Here is a 23,689-nt window from a genome sequence, read left to right on the forward strand (position 1 = left end):
GACGACCATGACGTCTTCGAAGCCTTCGAGGCGAGACCGCGCCGAGGCCCTGCCCGAGCAGATGCGCGAAGCCCTGCGCCGCCGGCTGGCCGGACGGGCCGCCGGCGCCGCGCCCGCGGCCGCGCGGGCCATCCCGCACGCCGACCGCGACCGCCCGCTGCCGCTGTCCTTCGCCCAGCAGCGCCTGTGGTTCCTGGACCGGCTCAGCCCCGGCGACGCCCGCTACAACAGCGCGGTCGCCGTACGGTTCACCGGCCCGCTGGAGGTGTCCGCGCTGGAGCGGGCCCTGACGGCCGTGGTGGCCCGGCACGAGGCGCTGCGCACCACCTTCGACGAGCACGACGGCCGGCCGGTGCAGACCGTGCACCCGGCGGGCCCGGTGCCGCTGCCGGTGCGCGAGCCTGCCGCCGGCGAGACGCTGGACGCCATCCTGCTGCGCGAGTACGCCCGCCCCTTCGACCTGCTGCGCGGCCCGCTGCTGCGCGCCCTGCTGCTGCGCGAGTCGGCGGCCTCGCACGTCCTGCTGCTGACCGCCCACCACATCGTCACCGACGGCTGGTCCATGGGCGTGGTCCTGGACGAGCTGTGCACCGCCCTCGACGCCCTGACCCGGGGCGCCGAACCCGGCCTGCCGCCGGTCGCGACCCAGTACCCCGACTTCGCGGTGTGGCAGCGCGGGCAGCTCTCCGGCCCCCGGCTGGACAGGCAGCTCGCCCACTGGCGGGAGCGGCTGTCCGGCGCGGCCGTGCCCGAGCTGCCGCTGGACCGGCCGCGGCGCGGCGAGGAGTCCGGCGCCGGCGCCGTGCACACCTTCACCGTCCCCGCGCACCTCACCGCCCGGCTGCGCGAGCTGGCCCGGGAGCGGCAGACCACGCTGCACACCTGCCTGGTCGCCGCCGTCCAGGCGCTGCTGGCCCGCTGGTCCGGCCAGGACGACGTCACCGTCGGCTCCCTGACCCCCGGCCGCTCCCGCACCGACCTCGAACGCGCCGTCGGCTTCTTCGTCAACACGGTCGTGCTGCGCACCCGCGTGGAGCGCTCCGCGACCTTCCGCGCCCTGCTGGAGGCGGCCGCCGAGACCGTCAACGACGCCTTCGCGCACGGCGACACGCCGTTCGAGCGGCTGGTGGAGGCGGTCGGCGCGACCCGGGAGGCGGGCCGCAACCCGCTGTTCGACGTCATGGTGCTGCTGCACCCCGACCCGCCCGCCGCGAGCGACCCGCACGGCCTGCGGGCCGAACCGGTCGCCGTGCCCCGGCAGGCGGCCACCTTCGACCTCAGCGTGGAGTTCGTACCGGACGGCGAGGCGCTGACCGGCCTGCTGGAGTACCGCACCGACCTCTTCGACGCGAGCACCGCCGAGCGCACCGCCGACCAGCTGCTCAGGCTCCTGGAGGGGGCCACCGCCGCACCGGACCGGCCGCTCGGCACCCTGCCGCTGCTCTCCGGACCGGAGCTGCGCCGGGTCACCCGGGACTGGAACGCCGCCACCCTCCCGGTCGACGACACCACCTACCCCGAACTCTTCGAGAGCCGCGCCGCGCGCACCCCCGGCGCGCTCGCCCTGGTCGCGGGCGGCGAGCGGCTGGACTACGGCACGCTCAACGCCCGGGCCAACCGGCTCGCCCACCACCTCATCGCCCGCGGCGCGGGACCCGAGCAGCTCGTCGCGCTGCAACTGCCGCGCACCGCCGACATGATCGTGGCGATCCTCGCCGTCTGGAAGGCCGGCGCGGGCTACCTGCCGCTGGACCCGGCGCTGCCCGGGGAACGCGTCCGGCTGCTGCTGGACGACGTCCGCCCGGCGCTCGTCCTGGACGAGGCCGCGCTGCGGGCGGTGCCCGCCACCGCTCCGGACACCGACCCCCGCGACGCCGACCGGGTGCGGCCCCTGCACCCGGCCAACACCGCCTACGTCATCCACACCTCCGGCTCCACCGGCCGTCCCAAGGGCGTCGCCGTGCCGCACCGGGCGGCCGTCCACCTGCTGGCCGCGCACCGGGCGGGCTTCGTCGCCGACGCCGGCGGCGGCCCGCTGCGGGTGGCGCTGACCGCCTCGTTCTCCTTCGACACCTCCCTGGAGGGCGTGCTGCTGATGGCCGACGGCCACCCGCTGCACCTGGTCGACGAGGAGACCCGTACCGACCCGGCCGCCCTGGTCGAGTACGTCGTCGAACACCGCGTCGACTTCCTCGACCTGACCCCGTCCTACCTGCGGCAGCTGCTGCCCGCCGGGCTGCTGAGCGACCCCAGGCACCACCCCCGCGTGCTGATGGTCGGCGGCGAGGCGCTCGGGCCGGCCCTCTGGCGCGAGCTGGCCGGGCACCCGGACGTGGCCGCCTACAACTTCTACGGCCCCACCGAGTGCACCGTCGACGCGCTGTCGTGCCGCATCGAGGGCGAGGACCGTCCGCTGGTGGGCCGCCCGCTGCCCAACGTCCGCGCCTACGTCCTCGACGACCGGCTGCGCCCGGTGCCGCCCGGCGTCGGCGGTGAGCTGTACCTCGCCGGCGAGCAGGTCGCCCGCGGCTACACCGGCCGCCCGGGCCTGACCGCGGCGCGCTTCCCGGCCGACCCGTTCGGGCCGCCCGGCACCCGCATGTACCGCACGGGCGACCTGGCCCGCTGGACCGCCGACGGCCGCCTCGACTACCTCGGGCGCGCCGACGACCAGGTCAAGGTGCGCGGCCACCGCATCGAACCGGGCGAGGTCGAGGCCGCCCTGCTCGACCTGGCGCAGGTCGGCGGCGCCGCCGTCGTCGCCGTGCCCGACGCGCGCGGCCACACCCGGCTGGCCGCCTACGTCGTCCCCGCGGCGGACGCGGACCCGCCCGGCCCCGCCGAGCTGCGGGCGGCCCTGCGGCGGGTGCTGCCCGACCACATGGTGCCGTCGTCGTTCACCGCGCTGGCCGCCCTGCCGCTGACCACCAGCGGCAAGCTGGACCGGCGCGCCCTGCCCGCCCCCGACCTCGAAGGCGGCGGGCGCGAACGGGAGTTCGTCGCCCCGCGCACCCCCGACGAGGAGACCCTGGCCGGCATCTGGGCCGACGTGCTCGGCGTCGGCCCGGTCGGCGTCACGGACAACTTCTTCGAGCTGGGCGGCGACTCGATCCTCAGCATCCAGGCCGTCTCCCGGGCCCGCGCGGCCGGGCTGCCGCTCAGCTCACGGGACGTCTTCCGCCACCAGACGGTCGCCGACCTCGTCGCGGCCGCGGCCGGCCGCAGCGCCGCCGTCCCCGCGCCCCGGCGGCCCCGGCAGGAGGGCCCGGCTCCGCTGACCCCGGTGCAGGAGTGGTTCCTCGACGTCCACGGCCCGCGGCGCCGCTTCACCATGTCGATGCTGCTCGACCTGCCCGGCGACCTCGACGAGCGGGCGCTGGAGCGGGCGCTGGAGGCGGTGGCGGCGCAGCACCCGGCCCTGCGCACCCGGTTCACCCGCGAGGGCGACACCTGGCGCCAGCACCCCGGCGCCGCCCCGGCCACCGGCCTGCTCACCCGCCACGACCCGCCCCACCCGGGCCGGCCCGCGGACGACGCCGCCGCGGCCGCCGACCACGACGCCTGGCGCGCCGAGACCGCCGACGCCGCGCGCGCGGCCCTCGACCCGGCCACCGGGAACCTGCTGCGCGCCGCCCTGCTGCGGCCGTCCGGCGGCGAGCGCCCCCAGCTGTTCCTGACGGCCCACCACCTGGCGGTCGACAGCGTCTCCTGGCGGGTGCTCCTCACCGACCTCGGGCAGGCCTACCGGCAGGCCGCCGCGGGTGAGCCGGTCGTGGTGGAGGCGGAGCAGACGCCGGTCGCCGACTGGGCCCGCCGCCTCGCCGACCTGGTCGGCGCCGGCGACCTCGACGACGACCTGCCGTACTGGACGGCCGAGACCGCCGCCGCGCCCGCCCCGCTCCCGGTGGACCTGCCCGGCACCCCGCTCGCCGGTTCCGTCCGCACCGTCCGCACTCGGGTGGACCGCGACACCACCGAGGCACTGCTGCGCCGGGTGCCGGGCGTCTACCGCACTCAGGTCAACGACGTGCTGCTGAGCGCGCTGGGCCGGGTGCTCGCCGACTGGGCGGGCACCGACCGGGTGAGCGTCGCCCTGGAGGGACACGGCCGCGAGGAGGACCTGGCGGGCGACGCCGACCTGGCCCGGACGGTCGGCTGGTTCACCGCCCAGTACCCCGTCACCCTCGCCCCGGCCGGCCCGCCCGGCGCGCCGGACTGGGCCGCCACCCTGAAGGCGACCAAGGAGCGGCTGCGGGCCGTGCCCCGGCGCGGCCTGAGCTACGAGGCGCTGGCCCGGCTCGGCTCGCCCCGGGCCGACGCCCGCGCGCTGCGGGAGATACCGCTGCCCCAGGTGTCCTTCAACTACCACGGCCAGTGGACGGCCCCCGGTTCGGGCGACTTCGCCCCCGCCGCCGGCGTACCCGGCCGCGACCTGGCCCCCGACGCGCCGCTGGACCACCTCCTCGACGTCACGGCGGTGGTGAGCGGCGGCGAGCTGGAGATCACCTGGCACTACAGCGACCAGGTGCACCGGGCGGACACCGTCCGGGCGCTGGCGGACGGCATGGTCCGCGCGCTCGGCGCCGTCGCCGAGCACTGCGCCCGCCCCGGCGCCGGCGGACGCACCCCGTCCGACTTCCCGCTGGCCCGCCTGGACCAGGCCGGCGTGGACCGCCTGGTGGGCGACGGCCGCACGGTGCAGGACCTCTTGCCGCTGACCCCGCTCCAGGAAGGCATGCTCTTCCACCGCCTGGTCGGCGGTGACGACGACGTGTACGTCGACCAGGCCGCGCTGCTCCTGGAGGGCGTGCACGACCCCGACGCCCTCGCCACCGCATGGCAGCGGGTCGCCGACCGCACGCCCGCGCTGCGCACCTCGGTGGTGTGGACGGACGTACCCGTGCCGCTCCAGGTCGTGCACCACGAGGCCCGGGTGCCCGTGACCCGGCTGGACTGGCGGGACGTGGACGAGCGCGAGCGCGAGGAGCGCCTGGAGCGGCTGCGCGCCGACGACCTCGCGCGCGGCCTGGACCTCGCCACCGCGCCGCTGATGCGGCTCACCCTGGTCCGGCTGCCGGACGCCCGGCTGCACCTGCTGTGGACCTCCCACCACCTCATCCTGGACGGCTGGAGCCTGGCCCAGGTGCTCACCGAGGTGTTCGCCGAGTACACCGCGCTCACCACCGGAGCCGAGAGCCGGCCGCCCGTGCGCCGGCCCTTCGGCGACTACGTGCGCTGGCTGGCCGGCCAGGACTCCGACGCCGCCCGGACGCACTGGAAGGGCGTCCTGGAGGGCTTCGCCACCCCGACTCCGCTGCCCGCCGACCGCGTCCGCCGCGAGGCCCACCGCGCCCGCTCCGCCGCCGTGCACACCGCGGGGCTGTCCGACGAGGTCTCCGAACGGCTGGCGCGCACCGCCCGGGCGGCCGGGCTGACGCTCGGCACCGTCGTGCAGGGCGCCTGGGCCCTGCTGCTGTCCCGCTACAGCGCCGAGCGCGACGTCCTGTTCGGGACCACGGTCTCCGGCCGCCCCGACGACCTGCCCGGCGTCGAGTCGATGGTGGGCATGTTCATCAACACCCTGCCCACCCGGGTACGGGTGGACCCCGACCGCACCGCCACCGCCTGGCTGCGGGAGCTCCAGGAGGCGCAGGCCGAGGACCGGCGCTTCGCCGCCGTCTCCCTCGCCGAGCTGACCGGCCTGAGCGAGGTCCCGTCCGGCACCGCCCTGTTCGACAGCATGGTCGCCTTCGAGAACTACCCCTTCGACGAGGCCGGGGCCGCCGCCTCCGGGGTGCGCCTGGCCGGCGTCTCCTCCCGCGACGCCACCAACTACCCGCTGGTGCTGCGGGCCTACCAGGGCGAACGCCTCGGCTTCGACCTCGCCTACGACCCGGAGAGCTTCGACGCCACCACCGTACGGGCGCTGGCCGGCCGGCTGTGCCTGCTGCTGACGGAACTGGCCGAGGACCCCGAGCGCCCGCTGCGCGCCCTGGCCTGGACGACCGCCGCGGAACGCCGGCGGATGCTCGTCGACTGGAACGGCACCGAGACCGGGCGGCCCGCCGAGACCCTGGTGGACCTCTTCGAGGCACAGGCCGCCCGCACCCCGGCCGCCGAGGCCGTCACCTGCGGCGACGACCACCTCGACTACGCCACGCTGGACGCCCGCGCGAACCGCCTCGCCCACCGGCTGGCCGGACTCGGCGCGGCCCCCGAGCGGTTCGTCGCCCTCGCCCTGCCCCGCGGCACCGACCTGGTCGTCGCCGTCCTCGCCGTGCTGAAGACGGGCGCCGCCTACCTGCCCATCGACCCCAAGCTGCCCGCCGAACGCGTCGCCCGGCTGCTCGCCGACGCCGCACCGGTCGCGCTGGTGACCACCACCGCGGGCTGCACCCCGGCCGACGGCGCCGCCGTGCCCGTACTCGCGCTGGACGACCCGGACGTGCGCGCCGACCTGGCCCGCCGCCCGGCCACCGGCCCCGCGGACCCGGCCCGCCGGCCGCTGCCCGAGAGCCCCGCCTACGCCATCTACACCTCCGGCTCCACCGGCCTGCCCAAGGGCGTGGTGATCCCGCACGCCAACGTGGTCCGGCTGTTCAGCCGCACCCGTGAGTGGTTCCGCTTCGACGAGCGGGACGTGTGGACGCTGTTCCACTCCTACGCCTTCGACTTCTCGGTGTGGGAGCTGTGGGGCCCGCTGCTGCACGGCGGCCGGCTCGTCGTGGTGCCCGAGGACACCGCCCGCTCGCCCGAGGACTTCCTGCGCCTGCTCGCCGACGAACAGGTCACCGTCCTCAACCAGACCCCATCCGCGTTCTACTCGCTGATGCGCGCCGACGCCGAGCACCCGGCCACCGGCGACCGGCTGGCGCTGCGCACCGTGATCTTCGGCGGCGAGGCGCTCGACGTCACCCGGCTCACCGGCTGGTACGCCCGCCACCCGCACACCGCACCACGCCTGGTGAACATGTACGGCATCACCGAGACGACCGTGCACGTCACCTACGCCCCCCTCGATCCGGACACCGCCCGCGCCGGCGGCCCCGGCCCCATCGGCACCGGCATCCCGGACCTGCGGGTGTACGTCCTCGACGCCGGCCTCTCCCCGGTGCCGCCCGGCGCCGTCGGCGAGCTGTACGTGGCCGGGGAGGGCCTGGCCCGCGGCTATCTGAAGCGGCCCGGGCTGACCGCGACCCGCTTCCCGGCCGACCCCTTCGGACCGCCCGGCAGCCGCATGTACCGCACCGGCGACCGCGCCCGGTGGCGGGCCGACGGCCGCCTGGAGTACCTGGGCCGCGCCGACCAGCAGGTCAAGATCCGCGGCTACCGCATCGAGCCCGGCGAGATCGAGGCCGCCCTGCACACCCACCCGGGCGTCGGCGCCGCGACCGCCGGCGTCTACGAGGACGCCGCCGGCACCCGGCGGCTGGTGGCGCACGTGGTCCCCGCCGCCGGAGCCGGCCGGCCGCCGTCCGCCGCCGACCTGCGCGCCCACCTCGAACGGCTGCTGCCCGCCCACATGGTGCCCGCCGCCTACGTCCCGCTGACGGCCCTGCCGCTCACCGTCAACGGCAAGCTCGACCGGCGCGCCCTGCCCGCCCCCGGCCCCGACGGCTTCGCGGCCGACGGCGACCGCGTCCCGCTGCGCACCCCGGCCGAGCGGCTGGTCGCCGCCGCGTGGACCGACGTCCTGGACACCGACGAGGTCGGCGCCGACGACGACTTCTTCGCCCTCGGCGGCGACTCCATCCTCGCCGTCCGCGTCACCTCCCGGCTGCGCGCCGCCTTCGGCACGGACGTCTCGCCGCGACTGCTGTTCACCCACCCCACGCTGTCCGAGCTGGCCGCCGAACTCGGCGCGCCGGCAGGCCCGGACACCGCGCCGGACGACACCGTCCGGGCCGCGGACCCGGCCGCCGCACCGCCGCTGTCGTACGCCCAGCAGCGGCTGTGGTTCCTGGACCGCTTCGAGCCGGGCAGCACCGAGTACACGACGCTGTCCGTGCTGCGGCTGCGCGGCCCGCTCGACGCGACGGCGCTGCGCCACGCCCTGGACGGCCTGGTCGCCCGGCACGAGGCGCTGCGCACCACGTTCGCCGAACAGGACGGCCACGCCCACCAGGTGGTCCGGCCGCCGCACCCCGTCGCACTGCCGCTCGACGACCTCACCGGGCAGCCGCCCGCCGCCCTCGACGCGCTCCTGGCCGGCGTGGCCGCCGTCCCGTTCGACCTGGCCACCGGGCCCCTGCTGCGCGCCCGGCTGGTCCGCCTGGCCGACGACGAGCACGTCCTCGCGCTGGCCGTGCACCACATCGCGACCGACGGCTGGTCCATGGGCGTCCTGGGCCGCGACCTCGGCGAGCTGTACGCCGCCGCCCTGGAGGACCGCCGCCCCGACCTGCCCGAACTCCCGGTGCGCTACACCGACTACGCCGCCTGGCAGCGCGCCCGCACCGACCGCGCCGACGCGGACCTCGCCCACTGGCGCCGGGTCCTGGACGGCGTGACCCCGCTGGAACTGCCCACCGACCGGCCGCGCCCGGCCGTGCGCACCCGCGACGGCGCCCTGGTGACCTTCCGGCTGCCCGCGGAGCTGACCGAGCGGCTGCGCGAGACCGGCCGCGCGTCCGACGCCACCCTGTACATGACCCTGCTCGCGGCCTGCCAGGTGCTGCTGGCCCGCTGGGCGGGGCAGCGGGACCTCACCGTCGGCACGGTCACCGCGGGCCGCGACCGCCCCGAACTCCACGACGTGGTCGGCATGTTCGTCAACACCCTGGTCCTGCGCGGCCGGGTCGCCCCAAACCTGTCGTTCCACGAGCTGCTGACCCAGGTCCGCGACACCGTGCTGGAGGCGTTCGCCCACCAGGAGGTGCCCTTCGAACGGCTGGTGGACGCCCTCCAGCCCGAGCGCGACACCAGCCGCACACCGCTGTTCCAGGTCATGGTGGCCCTGCACAACCTGGGCGCCGAGGCGCCCCGGCTGCCGGGCCTGGACGTCGAGCCGGTGGCGCCGCCGGTCCGCAACGCCACCTTCGACCTCGCCTTCGACTTCGTCGAACAGGACGGCGGCCTCACCGGCTACCTGGAGTACAACACCGGCCTGTTCGACGCCGACACCGCCGAGCGGCTGGCCGGCTGGCTGCGGACCCTGCTGCGGGCCGCGGCCGAGGACCCGGCCGCCCCCGTCGGCACGCTGGCGCTGATGAGCGCCGCCGACCGGCTGCGGGTGCTGGAGCAGGGCGACGGCGGCCCGCTGCCCCAGACCGGCACCACCTTCACCCGGCTGTTCGAGACGCAGGCCGCCCGTACCCCCGCCGCCACCGCCCTGGTCGCCCGGGACGCCACCCTGGACTTCGCCGCCCTCGACGAGCGGGCCAACCGGCTCGCCCACCACCTCATCGCCGGCGGCGCCGGACCCGAGCGCGTCGTCGCTCTCCGGCTGCCCCGCACCAGCGACTGGGCGGTCGCCCTGCTGGCCGTGCTCAAGGCGGGTGCCGCCCTGCTCTGCCTCGACCCCGGCCTGCCCGAGGAGCGGCTGCGCCTCCTCCTCGACGACGCCCGGCCGCACACCCTGCTGACCGAGCGGACCCTGCGCGAGGTGCCCTGGGAGCGGCTGCCCGCCCACGCCCCCACCGACGCCGACCGCATCCTGCCCCTGCGGCCGGAGAACACCGCCTACCTCGTCTACACCTCCGGCTCCACCGGCCGCCCCAAGGGCGTCGCCGTCGAACACCGCCAGCTGGTCGCCCTCTGCCTCGACCACCGGGCCGGACTGGTCGCCCCGCACACCGCCGACGGGCGCCGGCTGCGGGCCGCGCTCAGCGCCTCGTTCTCCTTCGACACCAGCTGGGAAGGACCGCTGCTGCTCGCCCTCGGCCAGGAGGTGCACCTCGTCGACGAGGACGTACGCCTGGACCCGGAGGCGTTCTGCGCCCAGGTCGCCGAGCACCGCCTCGACCTGGTCAACGTCACCCCGTCCTTCCTGCGCGAACTCCTCGGCGCCGGACTGCTCGCCCCCGGCCGTCACCACCCGCGCGTGCTGCTGGTCGGCGGCGAGGCCCTGTCCGCCGCCGCCTGGCGGGAGCTGGTCGCTGCCGGAGAGGACCTCGGGATCAGCGCGTACAACATGTACGGGCCCACCGAGTGCACCGTCGACGCCGTGTACGGCCGCTGCGCCGGCCGCACCGACCGCCCCGTCATCGGCCGCCCCGGCCGCGGCCTGCGGGCCTACGTGCTCGACGGACACCTGCGGCCCGTGCCGCCCGGCATGCCCGGCGAGCTGTACCTGGCCGGCGCCCAGGTCGCCCGCGGCTACCTGGACCGGCCCGGCCTGACCGCCGCCCGCTTCCTGCCCGACCCCTTCGGACCGCCCGGGGAGCGGATGTACCGCACCGGCGACCGGGCCCGCTGGGACGGGCAGGGGCTGCTGGAGTTCCTCGGCCGCGCCGACGAACAGGTCAAGATCCGCGGCTTCCGCATCGAACCCGGCGAGGTGGAGGCCGCCGTCCTGGACCACCCGGACGTCGCCGACGCCGCGGTCACCGCCCGCGAGCACGCCGGCCGGCTGATGCTCGTCGCCTACCTGGTGCCCGCCGGGGACCGGGTGCCGCCCGCCGACGAACTGCGGGTACGGCTGCGCCGGACCCTGCCCGACCACATGATCCCCGCCGCCTTCGTCCCGCTGGCCCGCATCCCGCGCACCACCAGCGGCAAGACCGACCGGCGCGCCCTGCCCGCCCCGCCCGACCAGCTCGACAGCACCACCCCGTACGTGGCGCCCAGGCCCGGCACCGAGGAGCGGCTCGCCGCGATCTGGGCCGAGGTCCTCGGCGTCGACCGGGTGGGCGCGCGGGACAACTTCTTCGCGCTCGGCGGCGACTCGATCCTCAGCATCCAGATCGTCTCCCGCGCCCGGCAGGCCGGCCTCGCCCTCACCACCAAGGACGTCTTCCGGCACCAGAGCGTCGCCGAACTCGCCCTGTGCGCGGGCGAGGCGGCCACCCGCCCGGCCGTGGCCGGCGACACCCCGCCCGCCGAGGCGCCGCTCACCCCCATCCAGCACTGGTACCTCGACGGCCGCCGTCCCGGCGACCCGCTGCGCTTCACCATGACCCAGCGCCTGGAACTGGCCCCCGGCACCGCGGCGGCCGACCTGCACCACGCCGCCGACGCCCTGACCGGCCGGCACGCCGCCCTGCGCACCCGCTTCCGCCGCACCGGCGCCGGCTGGCAGCAGGAGGTCCTCCCCGCCGCGCCTGAATCCGTGTTCACCCGTCACGACGTGAGCGCACTGGACGGCGCGGAGCTGGAGGCGGAGGTGCAGCGTGCCACCGACCGGGCCCAGGCCGCGCTCGACCCCACCACCGGACGGGTCGCCGGCGTCCTGTTCTTCGACCGGGGCCCCGACCGCCCCGGCCAGCTCGTCGTCACCGTCCACCACCTGGCCGTGGACGGCGTCTCCTGGCGCATCCTGCTCGCCGACCTCGAAGCCGCCCACCGGGCGGCCGCCGCCGGGCAGCCCGCCGCACCGCCCGCCGCGAGCACGTCCTACGGCCACTGGGCCGCCCGGCTGGAGCGGCACACCCGCTCCGGCGCCCTGGACGCCGACCTGCCGTACTGGACGCGCACCTGCGCGGCCCCGGCCGCCCTGCCCGCCGGACGCACCGGCCCCAACACCTACGGCACCGCCGCCACCGTCACCGTCACCCTCGACCCGGAGACCACCGACGCGCTGCTGCGCCAGGTCCCGGACGTGTACCGCACCCAGGTCAACGACGTCCTGCTCAGCGCCCTGGGCCGCACCCTGGCCCGCTGGTGCGGCCGCGACACCGTGCTGCTCGGGGTGGAGGGGCACGGACGCGAGGACCTCTTCGACGACGTCGACCTGTCCCGGACGGTCGGCTGGTTCACCGCCGAGTTCCCGCTGGCGCTGCGCGTCGACCCCGGCGACGGCTGGCACGACACGCTCCGCTCGGTCAAGGAGCAGCTGCGCGCGGTGCCCCTGCACGGCCTCAGCCACGGCGCCCTGCGCCACCTGCTGCCCGGCAGTCCGCTCGCCGGCGCCCCGGCGCCCCGGGTCGGCTTCAACTACCACGGGCAGTGGGACGCGGGCGGTGCCGCCGGCGGCCTGTACCGCGGGTCGCTGCCGCCGGCCGGCCGCGACACCGACCCCGACGAGCCCCGCCCGTACCTGCTGGACATCACCGGCGTGGTCCAGCAGGGCCGGCTGGAGCTGGGCTGGACCTACCCGGCGGCCGTCTACGACGAGGCGGACGTCCGGCGGCTGGCCGAGGAGACGTGCGCGGCGCTGCGGGAGATCGTGGCGCACTGCGCCCGCCCCGGCGCCGGCGGCCGCACCCCCTCCGACTTCCCGCTGGCCGGCCTCGCAGGTCCGGACCTGGACCGGCTCGTCGGCGACGGCCGCCACGTCACCGACGTCCTGCCGCTGACGCCCCTGCAGGCCGGGATGCTCTTCCACGGGCTCGTCGGCACCGAGGGCGCCTACTTCGACCGGATCGCGGTCCGGCTGTCCGGGGTGGCCGACCCGCGCGCCTTCGCCGCGGCCTGGCAGCAGGTCGCCGACCGCACCCCGGCGCTGCGCACCAGCGTGCACTGGCGGGGCCTGCCGCACCCGGTGCAGCTGGTCCACCACCGCGCCGAGCTGCCCGTCACCCACCTCGACTGGCGGCACCTGACGGACGATCAGCGGGCCGGGCGGACCGAGCGGCTGCTCGCCGAGGACCGCGCCGCAGGGCTGGACCTGACCAGCGCCCCGCTCACCCGCCTCACCCTGGCCGCGCTGCCCGGCGACGAGGTGCTGCTGCTGTGGTCCACCCACCACATCGTGCTGGACGGCTGGAGCACCGGGCAGCTGCTGACGGAGGTCTGCGAGCGCTACGCCGCCCTCACCGGCGGCCCCGAGGCGGCACCGCCGGCCAGGCGGCCGTTCGCCGACTTCCTGCGCTGGCTCGGCGAGCAGGACGAGGAGGCCGCCGAACGCCACTGGACCGACGCCCTGGCCGGTTTCACCGCGCGCACCCCGCTGCCGTACGACCGCACCCCCGCCGAGGCGCACCGCGCCCGCTCCGGCGCGGCCGTCCACCAGGAACTGGACGAGGACGTCTCCGGGCGGCTGCGGCGCACCGCCGCCCGCGCCGGACTGACCGTCAACACCCTGGTGGAGGGCGCCTGGGCGCTGCTGCTCGCCCGCTACAGCGGCCGCGACGACGTGGTGTTCGGCACCACCGTCTCCGGCCGCCCGGCCGAGCTGCCCGGCGTCGACACCATGATCGGCATGTTCATCAACACCGTGCCGACGCGGGTGCGGCTGTCCGCCGGCGGCGTCCTGCCCTGGCTGCGCGACCTCCAGGCACGGCAGAGCGAGGCCCGCCGCTTCGACTTCCTCGCGCTGCCCCGCATCCGGGCGCTGGGGCAGGTACCGGCCGACGAGGCCCTCTTCGACAGCATGGTGGTGTTCGAGAACTACCCCGTCGACGAGTCGGCCACCGCCCGCACCGGCGTCCGCGTCGAGGAGGTGCGGGCCGACGACGCCACCACCTTCCCCTGGTGCCTGCGCGCCCACCTGGCCGAACGGCTCGCCTTCGACCTGGCCTACGACGCCGCGCTGTTCGACCGCGCCACCGCGGAAGGCGCCGCTGGCCGGCTCGCGGCCCTCCTCACCGCCCTCGCCGACGGCCTGGACGGCGACCTGGACGCCCTGAACCCGCTGACCGGGGCCGACCGCGCCCTGCTGGACAGCTGGCTAGACACCGCCCGCCCGGCCGTCCCGGCCAGCCCGGTCGACCTCTTCGCCGAGCAGGCCCGCCGCACCCCGGACGCGGTCGCGGTGAGCGACGGCGACCGTGTGCTGACCTACCGGCAGCTCGCCGACTGGGCCGCCCGGCTGGCCGCCCGGCTGCTGGACGGCGGACTGGCGCCCGAGGACCGGGTGGCGCTGCTGATGGACCGCTCGGCCGAACTCGTCGTCGCCCAGCTCGCCGTCCTCCTCGCCGGCGGCGCATACGTGCCGGCCGACACCCGGGCCCCCGCGGAACGCCGCCGCGTCCTGCTCGCGCAGGCCGGAGCCACCGTCCGGCTCACCGCCGCGGAGGTCACCGCCGCCCGCACCGCCGCCGGCGCCACCGGCCGGCCGGTGCCGCCCGCCGACCCCGACCGGCTCGCCTACGTGATGTTCACCTCCGGCTCGACCGGCCTGCCCAAGGCGGTCGGGGTACGCCACCGCGACGTGGCCGCGCTGGCCACCGACAGCCGGTTCACCGGCGGCGTCTGCGACCGGGTGCTGCTGCACTCGCCGGTCGCCTTCGACGCCGCCACCTTCGAGGTCTGGGCGCCGCTGCTCAACGGCGGCCGGGTGGTCGTCGCCCCGGGCGACACCGTGGACGCCGCGCTGCTGCGGCGGCTGGCCGGCGAGGGCGGACTGACCGCGCTGTGGCTGACCGCCGGTCTGTTCCGGCTGCTGGCCCAGGACGCCCCGGACTGCTTCCGGGGGCTGCGCCAGCTGTGGACCGGCGGTGACGTGGTGCCCGCCGCCGCCGTGCGCCGGGTGCTGGCCGCCTGCCCCGGCCTGAGCGTCGTCGACGGCTACGGACCCACCGAGACCACCACGTTCGCCACCTCCTTCGCCCTCACCGACGCCGACCGCGTCCCCGACACCGTCCCCATCGGTCATCCCCTGGACGACCTGCGCGTCCATGTCCTCGACGGCCGGCTGCGGCCCGTCCCGCCGGGCTGCGCCGGCGAGCTGTTCATCGCCGGTGAGGGCGTGGCCCGCGGCTACCTGGGCCGCCCCGGCGCCACCGCGGCCCGCTTCCTCGCCGACCCCGCCGGCCCGCCCGGCGCTCGCATGTACCGCACCGGCGACCTGGTCCGGCGGCGCCCGGACGGCACCGTGGAGTTCCTCGGCCGCGCCGACGACCAGGTGAAGATCCGCGGCTTCCGGGTGGAGCCGGGCGAGGTGGAGGCCGTCCTCGCCACCCACCCGGACGTCGTGGACGTCGCCGTGCTGGCCCGGGAGGACCGCCCGGGCGCCAAGCGGCTCGTGGCCTACGTCGTCGGCCCGGCCGGCGACGACCCCGAGGAGCTGCGCGCCTTCGCCGGCCGCGCCCTGCCGGACTACCTGGTGCCCTCCGCGTTCGTCCCGCTCGCCGCCCTCCCGCTCAGCGGCAACGGCAAGGTCGACCGCGCCGCCCTGCCCGCCCCGGACGCCGGGCACGCACGCCCCGAGCCGGTCGCGCCGCGCACCGACGCCGAGCGCCGCACCGCCGAGGTCTTCGCCGAGGTGCTGGGCGTGGCACCGCCCGGCGTGGAGGACGACTTCTTCCAGCTGGGCGGCGACTCCATCCTCAGCATCCGGCTCGCCTCCCGCCTGGCCGAGGCCTTCGGCACCGACCTCACCCCCCGGGCGGTGTTCACCCACTCCACCCCGGCCGCGCTGGCCCGGCTGCTCGGCGAGCGGCGCGCCACCCCTGGCGACGCGGGTCCCGCCATCGTGCCGGTCTCCCGCGAAGGCTCCCCGGCCCCGATGTCGTACGCCCAGCAGCGCCTGTGGTTCCTGGAGGAGTTCGCGCCCGGCGGCGCCGAGTACGTCACCGCGCTCGCGCTGCGCCTGCGCGGCACCCTCGACACCGGCGCCCTCGGCGCGGCCCTGCGCGCCCTGGTCGCCCGGCACGCGTCGCTGCGCACCACCTTCGACAGCGTCGACGGGCACGGGGTGCAGCTCGTCCACCCGCCGCGGGACGTGCCGCTGCCGCTGCGCGACCTGTCCGGGCTGCCCGAGCGGGACCGCGCGGCGGCGCTGCGCAGGCTGCTCGCCGAGGAGCGCGGCCGCCCCTTCGACCTGCGCCAGGGGCCGCTGCTGCGGGCCGGCCTGGTCCGGCTGGCCGACGGCGACCACGTGCTGACCCTCACCCTGCACCACATCGTCACCGACGGCTGGTCGACCTCCGTCCTGCTCGGTGACCTCGCCCACCTCTACCGCGCCGAACTGGGCCACGCCGGTGCCCCGCTGCCGCCGCTGCCGGTGAGTTACGCCGACTACGCGCACTGGCAGCGCACGGCCGGCGGCGCCGCGGCGGACGAGCAGCTCGCCTACTGGAAGGAGCGGCTGACCGGCACCGAACCGCTTCAGCTGCCCACCGACCAGCCCCGGCCCGCGGTGCGCACCAGCAACGGAGCCACCACCCGCCTGGTGCTGCCGGCCCGGACGGCCCGCCGTCTCACCCGGCTCGGCCGGGAGCGGGGGACCACCCTGTTCACCACCCTGGTGGCGGCCGCCCAGGCCTACCTCGCCCGGCTCTCCGGCGGCACGGACATCGCCGTCGGCACCGTCACCTCCGGCCGCGACCGGCCCGAGACGCAGGGCCTGGTCGGGTTCTTCGTCAACACGCTGGTGCTGCGCTCGCACGTCGAGGCGGAGCGGCCGTTCACCGACTTCCTCTCCGGAGTGCGCACCACCGTGCTGGACGCCTTCGCCCACCAGGACGTGCCGTTCGAACGGGTGGTCGACGAGGTCCAGCCGGTGCGCGACACCAGCCGCAGCCCGCTGTTCCAGGTCATGGTCGTCCTGCAGAACACCCCGTCGGCCGCCCTCGACCTGCCCGGCCTGGAGGCCGGTGACGTCGAGACCGAGCTGGAGCAGTCCGCGTTCGACCTCACCCTGGAGTTCGCCGAGCAGGACTCCGGGGCGCTGCACGGCCTGCTCACCTACAACACCGACCTGTTCGACGCGGCCACCGCCGAGCGGATGGCGGGCCAGCTCGCGGCCCTGCTGACCGCCGTCGCCGAGGACCCTGCCCGCCCCGTCGGCGCGCTGCCGCTGACCGCCGACGACGAGCTGAAGACCCTGCTGGAACTGGGGCGCGGCACGTTCCGCGCGGTGCCCGAGGCGACCCTGCCGGAGCTGTTCGAACGGCAGGCCGCCCGCACCCCGGACGCGCCGGCCCTGCTGGACGGCGGCCGGGAGCTGACGTACGCGGAGGTGGACCGGGCGGCCAACCGGCTCGCGCACACGCTGATCCGGCGCGGCGTCGGACCGGAGAGCGTGGTGGCCCTGGCCCTGCCCCGCACCGCCGAGACGGTGGTGGCACAGCTCGCCGTCGCCAAGGCGGGCGGCGCCTACCTGCCGGTCGACCCGGCCTACCCGGCCGAGCGGCGGGAGTTCATGGTGGGCGACGCGGGCGCACGCCTGGTCCTCGACGACCCGGCCGCGGTGTGGTCCGCCGACGGACCGCCGACGGCGCCCACCGACGCCGACCGCGTCACCGCGCTCACCCCCGCCCACCCCGCCTACGTCATCTACACGTCCGGCTCGACCGGGACGCCCAAGGGCGTGGTGGTGACCCACCGGGGCCTGGCCTCCTTCGCCGCGGCCGCCGCCGAGCGGTACGCCGCGGGCCCCGGCGACCGGGTGCTGCAGTTCGCCTCGCCCAGCTTCGACGCCTCCGTGCTGGAGCTGTGCGTCTCCCTGCTCGGCGGCGCCGCGCTGGTGACGGGGGAGGAGGGCCCGCTGGTCGGCGAGCGGCTCGCCGAGGTGCTGGCCGACCGGGCCGTCACCCACACCCTGATCCCGCCGGCCGCCCTGGCCACCGTGGACCCGGCCACGGCCGGCGCCCTGCCGGCCCTGCGCACCCTGATCGTCGGCGCCGAGGCCTGCCCGGCCGACCTGGTCGCCACCTGGGCACCCGGCCGCCGCATGATCAATTCCTACGGGCCCACCGAGGCCACCGTCGTCGCCACCTGGACCGGCCCGCTCGCCCCCGGCGCGGGCGCGCCGCCGATCGGCCGCCCCTCCGGCGCCACCCGCGTCTACGTCCTCGACGCCGCCCTGCGGCCCGTCCCGCCCGGCGTCACCGGGGAGCTGTACGTGGCCGGGCCCGGCCTCGCCCGCGGCTACCTGGGCCGCCCGGGACTGACCGCCGCACGCTTCGTCGCCGACCCGTTCGGGGCGCCGGGGGAGCGGATGTACCGCACCGGCGACCTGGTGCGCTGGAGCGCCGACGGCGACCTGCGCTTCGCCGGGCGCGCCGACGACCAGGTCAAGCTGCGCGGCTTCCGGATCGAGCCGGGCGAGATCGAGAGCGCCCTGCGCCGCAGCCCCCTGGTGCGCGACGCCGCCGTCGTCGTACGCGCCGACGCGCCCGGCGCCGGGGCGGCCGCCGGCCCCGCCCGGCTCGTCGCCTACGTCGTGCCCGCCGGGGACCGGGGCCCGGCGGAGGGCGACGGCGCGGGCGAGGGTACGCCGCCGGTCGCGGAGCTGCGGCAGCACCTGGCCGGGCTGCTGCCGCCGCACATGGTGCCCTCGGTCTTCGTGCCGCTGCCGCGGCTGCCGCTCACCCCGAACGGCAAGACCGACCGGCGCGCCCTGCCCGCGCCCGGCCCCGCCCACACCGCCGCCGCGGGCCGCGTCGCGCCGCGTACCGACACCGAGCGCCGCGTCGCCCGGATCTGGGCCGACGTGCTGGGCATCGAGGAGATCGGCGCCGACGACAACTTCTTCGAACTCGGCGGCGACTCCATCCTGAGCATGCAGGTGGTGTCCCGGCTGCGGCGCGACGGCCTGCACCTGGCGACCCGGGACCTGTTCACCCACCAGACCGTCGCCGAGCTGGCCCGCGTGGTGCGCGACGCCCCGCAGCGCGCGGGGGACGGCCCGGTCACCGGGGACGTACCGCTCACGCCCATCCAGGAGTGGTTCCTGACCACCCCGCGCGCCGACCACCGGCACTTCAACCAGTCGGCCCTGCTGGAACTCGCCACCGCCCCCGACCCGGAGGCGCTGCGCACCGCCCTGGACGCGCTGCTGGAGCACCACGACGCGCTGCGGATGCGGTTCACCCGACACGCTGACGGGACCGACGGGACCGACGGGACCGCCGGCGGCGGCTGGCGCCAGTTCAACCCGCCGCCGGGCGGCACCGGGGACATCCTGGTCCGGCACGACCTGACGGGACTGTCCGAGGCGGAGGCCGACGCGGCGATGCGGGAGGCCGCCGACGCCCTGCACGCGGGGTTCGACCTGGCCCGCGGGCCACTGCTGCGGGCGGCCCTGTTCACCGGTGACCCCGGCCGGCCGGTCTTCCTGCTGCTGGTCGCCCACCACCTGGTCGTGGACGCGGTGTCCTGGCGCATCCTGCGCGACGACCTGGAGACGGCCTACCGGCAGGCAGCGGCGGGCGAGCCGGTCGGCCTGGGGGAGCGCGGCACCAGCTTCCGCGAGTGGGCCCACCGGCTCGCGGCGCACGTCGCCGAGGGCGGCCTGGACCACGAGCTGCCCTACTGGGAGGAGGCGGTGGCCGCCGAGCCCGCCCCGCCCGCGCCCGCCGCCGCGCCGGACACCGTGACGACCGCCACGGTCGGCGTCGAACTCGGCGAGGAGGACACCGCGGCCCTGCTGCGGGCCGCGCCGACCGCCTACCGCACCCGGGTCAACGACGTGCTGCTGGCCGCCCTCGCCCTGGCCCTGGCCCGCTGGACCGGGCGCGAGCGGGTCCGGCTGGACCTGGAGGGCCACGGCCGCGAGGACCTGCTCGACGGCGTCGACCTCACCCGTACCGTCGGCTGGTTCACCACCGTCCACCCGGTCGCCCTCGACATCCCCGAACCCGGCGACCTCGGCCCGGACCGGGACTGGCGCGGCCTGGTGAAGTCGGTGCGCCGCCAGCTGCGCGCGGTGCCCGGCAACGGACTGGGCTTCGGCGCCCTGCGCACCTTCGGCCCGCCCGAGGTCCGCGAACGCCTCGGGGCGAGCGCGCACGGCCAGGTGGTGTTCAACTACCTCGGCCAGTGGGACGCCCGCCCGGAGGCCTCCGACGCCGGCCTGGTCCGCGCCGAGCACGGCTCCTTCGGCCAGGACCACGACCCGCGCGACAGCGGCTCGCACCTGGTGGAGGTGGTGGGCGCGGTGCAGGACGGCCGGCTCGCCTTCACCTGGCACCACCGCCCCGGTGTCCACGACACGCCGGCCGTGCGCCGCGTCGCGGAGGACTTCGCCGAGGCGCTGCGCCACATCGCCCGGCATGCGCGGGGAGGCCGGTGATCCCGTCCCCGCCCCGGGTGGCGCCCCCGCCGCCGGCGGCCCGGCACCGCGCCGGGCCGCCCCCCGCCCCGGCCCGCGCACCGCCCCGGCCGTCACCGCGGTGACGGTCCCACCCACCTCACCGACGGCCACACGCAGCATCGACAGCCACCGACAGCCCATCGAGGACGAAGGAACACGACATGGACGAGAACACCCGCTACCAGGTCCTGCGCAACGACGAGGAGCAGTACTCGCTGTGGCCGGCCGACGTCGAGGTGCCCGCGGGCTGGCAGCCCGTCGGCAAGGAGGGCACCGAGGCCGAGTGCTCCGCCTACGTCGACGAGGTCTGGACCGACATGCGCCCGCGCAGCCTGCGCGAGCGCATGGAGAGCACGGGAGCCTGAACCACGCCGCGTGACGGGGGCGCCGGCCGCATCCGCCGCCCGGCGCCCCCGCGCCCGCCCCACCCCGGCCCCTCTCCCCCCACCAGCGTCCCGCGGGCCTCCCCCCTCACCACCGTCGCACCTCACCACCGCCCCGCCCCAGGAGTCCGCCATGACGCCCGCCCTGCGCACCGAGCACGTCGAGTTCCTGCCCTACCGGCCCGAGGACGAGGACCACTTCGTCGCCCTCCTGCGCGACGAGGAGGTGTGCCGCTGGATGGGCCAGGCCCTCGTGCCCGAGCCCGACCTGCGCACGATCTTCCGCGCCATCCTCACCGACGTGTACCCGCGGCGCCTGTTCGACGTGTGGGGCCTGTGGCTGGACGGCGCCTACGCCGGCCACGCGGAGGTGAAGAAGACCGGCAACGTCGACGGCCACGAACTGGTCACCGCGCTCGCCCCGCCGTACTGGGGCCGCGGCCTGGGCGGCGAGGTGGTCCGCGGCCTGCTCCGCCACGCCGCCGACAACCTGGGACTGAAGGAGGCGTACGGCATGGTGGGCGCCGAGAACACGGCCAGCCTGGCGATGTGCCGGCGGCTGGGCTTCCGGCACGTGCGCGACGTCGTCGACGACGACGGCTCGGTCACCCGCATGCTGGTGATCTCCACGACCGACCCCGGGTGACCCCCCGTACGGTCACAGGGGCTGCGCGGCCGTCCCATACGCGCTGTAATGGCCAAGTGGTCACTGAGGGCGCCGCGCTGCGCGGAACGAGGACGGAGCGTGCCGGAGAAGCCCTTGAAACGCTCACCTCCGGTACCCCGTCACCCGACCGGCTGCGCCGGGTGCTGGAACAGGCACTCGTCTTCGCCGGCGCGGGATTCGCCGGCGTGTACACGCCCCGCGAGGACGGCAGCATGCTGTGCCTGGCCGAGTCGGCGGGCCTGCCGCGCACCCTGTACGGGCTGCGGGACGTCTATCCGGTCGCCGGGCAGTCACCCGTCGCCGAGGCCCAGCGCAGCGGACGGTCGCGGTGGCTCGGCCCCGAGGAACTGGCCGGCTGCCCCGAGGCGCGCCGGACCGCGTCCCAGGACTTCTTCGTCGCCGCCCTGCCCCTGTCCGCGGACGGCGGGGGCTGCCTGCTCGCCGTCAGCGAGCACCCCGGGGGCTTCGGCGGCGACGACCGCGACTGCCTGGAGCTGATCGCCCGCGCGGTGGCCGTGCCCGCGGCGGCGCGGGCCGCACCGGCCGGCGAGCTGCCCGCCGACTCCTTCAGCCTCGCCATGGACACCGGCCGCGTCGAGGTCGGCGACCGCATCCTCCAGCTGTTCGGGATCCCCCGGGAGGAGTTCGACGGCCGGGTGGAGACCCTGCTCGGCCGCACCGTGCCCGAGGACCTGCCCGCGCTGATGTCCGTGGTCGAGGCCGACCACATGTCCATCGGCGACCGCGAGCTGGAGTTCCGCATCCTCCAGCCCTCCGGACCGCCCACCTGGCTGAGACTCCAGGGCCGGCTGCTGCCCGGCGACGAGGGCCGCACCGCCCGCCTGTCCGGCACCGTCGCGGACGCCTCCACGCTGCGCTCCGACGTCACCGACGTCACCCGCGTCCAGCGCCTGGCGGCCGCCCTGGCCACCGCGGGCACCGTCAAGGACGTCGGCCAGGCCGTGGTGGCCGCGCTGCGGGGCCCGCTCAAGGCCGACCGGATCGCCCTCGCCGAGCTGGAGCACGACCGCCTCGTCGTCACCGTCCTCGACCCGCCCGAACCCGAGTCCTGGCCCGAGCTGTGGCGCACCGAGTGGCGCACCGAATGGCCCGACGCGCCCGTACGGGCCATGCCCACGCTCGCCGCCGCGCTGCGCGAGGGCCGCGCCCACGTCTGGCCGGCCGGCACCCCCATGGAGCCCGCCCTCGCCGACGTCGGACCGGGTGGCCTCGCCGTGCTGCCGCTGCCCGCCGGCGGCCGGATGGCCGGGGCGTGCCTGATCGGCTGGGACCGCCCGCACGACTTCGGCACCGACGAACGCGCCCTGCTCACCGCCTCCGCCGGCCTCGCCGGGCAGGCCCTGGTGCGCGCCCACGCCTTCGACGCCGAACACGAACTCGTCGGCATGCTCCAGCGCACCCTGCTGCCCCGCCGCCTGCCCCGGCTGGCCGGCGCGGTCGCCGTCGCCCGCTACCTGCCGACCAGCGCGGGCCTGGAGGTCGGCGGCGACTGGTACGACGTCATCCCGCTGCCCGACAACCATGTCGCCCTGGTCATCGGCGACGTCCAGGGGCACAACGCGGGCGCCGCCACCCTGATGGGCCAGATGCGCACCGCGCTGCGAGCGTACGCGGCCGAGGGCCACCCGCCCGACGTGGTGGTCTCGCACTCCAACCGGCTGCTGCTGGAGATGGAGACCGACCTCTTCGCCACCTGCGCCTACGTCGACGTCGACATGGAGGAGGGCACCGCCTGGTGCGTGCGCGCCGGTCATGTGCCGCCCGTGCTGCGGCACCCGGACGGCACCACGGAGATCCTGGGCGACGAGGGCGGGCCGCCGCTCGGCGTGCTCCCGCAGGCCGAGTTCCCGATGACCCCGCTGCGGCTGCGCCCCGGCACCGTGCTCGCGCTCACCACGGACGGGCTGGTGGAGTCCGCCCAGGTCGACCTCGACGAAGGCCTCGAGCGGTTCACCGGGCAGCTCGCCGCCGCCGACCCCGCCCACCTCGGCCTGGTCGCCGACGCCCTGCTCGCCGGCGCCCACCGCGGCGACGACATCGCCCTGCTGCTGATGCGCTACGACGGCATGGCGGTACGCCCGCTGCGGGAGAGCTGGACGGTGTGGCGCGTGCCCGAGGCGGTCCGGCACGCCCGCCGCTTCTCCCGGCGCAGCCTGCGCGCCTGGGGCGTGCCGCCGGAGGCCATGGACGCCGCGCTGCTCGTCGTCTCGGAACTGGTCACCAACGCCCTCGTGCACACCGAAGGCCCGGTCCGCCTCGACCTGAGCCTGGTCAACCACAAGCTGAGCGTCTCCGTCCTCGACTCCTCGCCGCGCAGCCCGGTCAAGCCGACCAGCATCGGCTGGGAGGCCACCGGCGGCCGCGGCGTCCTGCTGGTGGAGGCCGTGTCGACGGCCTGGGGCACCGTGCCGGCCGGCGGCGGCAAGCAGGTGTGGGCCGACATCACGCTCGGCGACTGAACCCGGCCACCCGGCCCGCCGCACGGACGCCGGCCGGACCCGCCACACGGGTACCGGTCGGCGCCGCATCCGGCAGGTC

4 protein-coding genes are annotated in these 23,689 nt (G+C 76.9%); all 4 read left to right on the plus strand.

What is annotated here, in order from left to right; all coding sequences use genetic code 11:
* Positions 1 to 7: 7 nt before the first annotated feature.
* The 4 genes from ACZ6CZ_RS04780 to ACZ6CZ_RS04795 all read left to right on the plus strand — a co-directional run bounded on the left by ACZ6CZ_RS04780 (position 8) and on the right by ACZ6CZ_RS04795 (position 23,610).
* A complete protein-coding gene (locus ACZ6CZ_RS04780; protein WP_469014599.1) occupies positions 8 to 20,059 on the plus strand; it encodes a non-ribosomal peptide synthase/polyketide synthase in 20,052 nt (6,683 codons plus the stop codon).
* Between the two features lie 182 nt (positions 20,060 to 20,241).
* Positions 20,242 to 20,445: an MbtH family protein gene (locus tag ACZ6CZ_RS04785; protein WP_469014604.1), complete on the plus strand. Its 204-nt coding sequence runs from the start codon at positions 20,242 to 20,244 to the stop codon at positions 20,443 to 20,445.
* Between the two features lie 151 nt (positions 20,446 to 20,596).
* A complete protein-coding gene (locus ACZ6CZ_RS04790) occupies positions 20,597 to 21,109 on the plus strand; it encodes a GNAT family N-acetyltransferase (RefSeq protein WP_469014609.1) in 513 nt (170 codons plus the stop codon).
* Between the two features lie 56 nt (positions 21,110 to 21,165).
* Positions 21,166 to 23,610 (plus strand): SpoIIE family protein phosphatase, encoded by a 2,445-nt coding sequence (locus tag ACZ6CZ_RS04795; RefSeq protein WP_469014615.1) that lies wholly within the window; start codon positions 21,166 to 21,168, stop codon positions 23,608 to 23,610.
* Positions 23,611 to 23,689 lie beyond the last annotated feature (79 nt).

Source organism: Streptomyces sp. NPDC041135 (assembly GCF_055592085.1).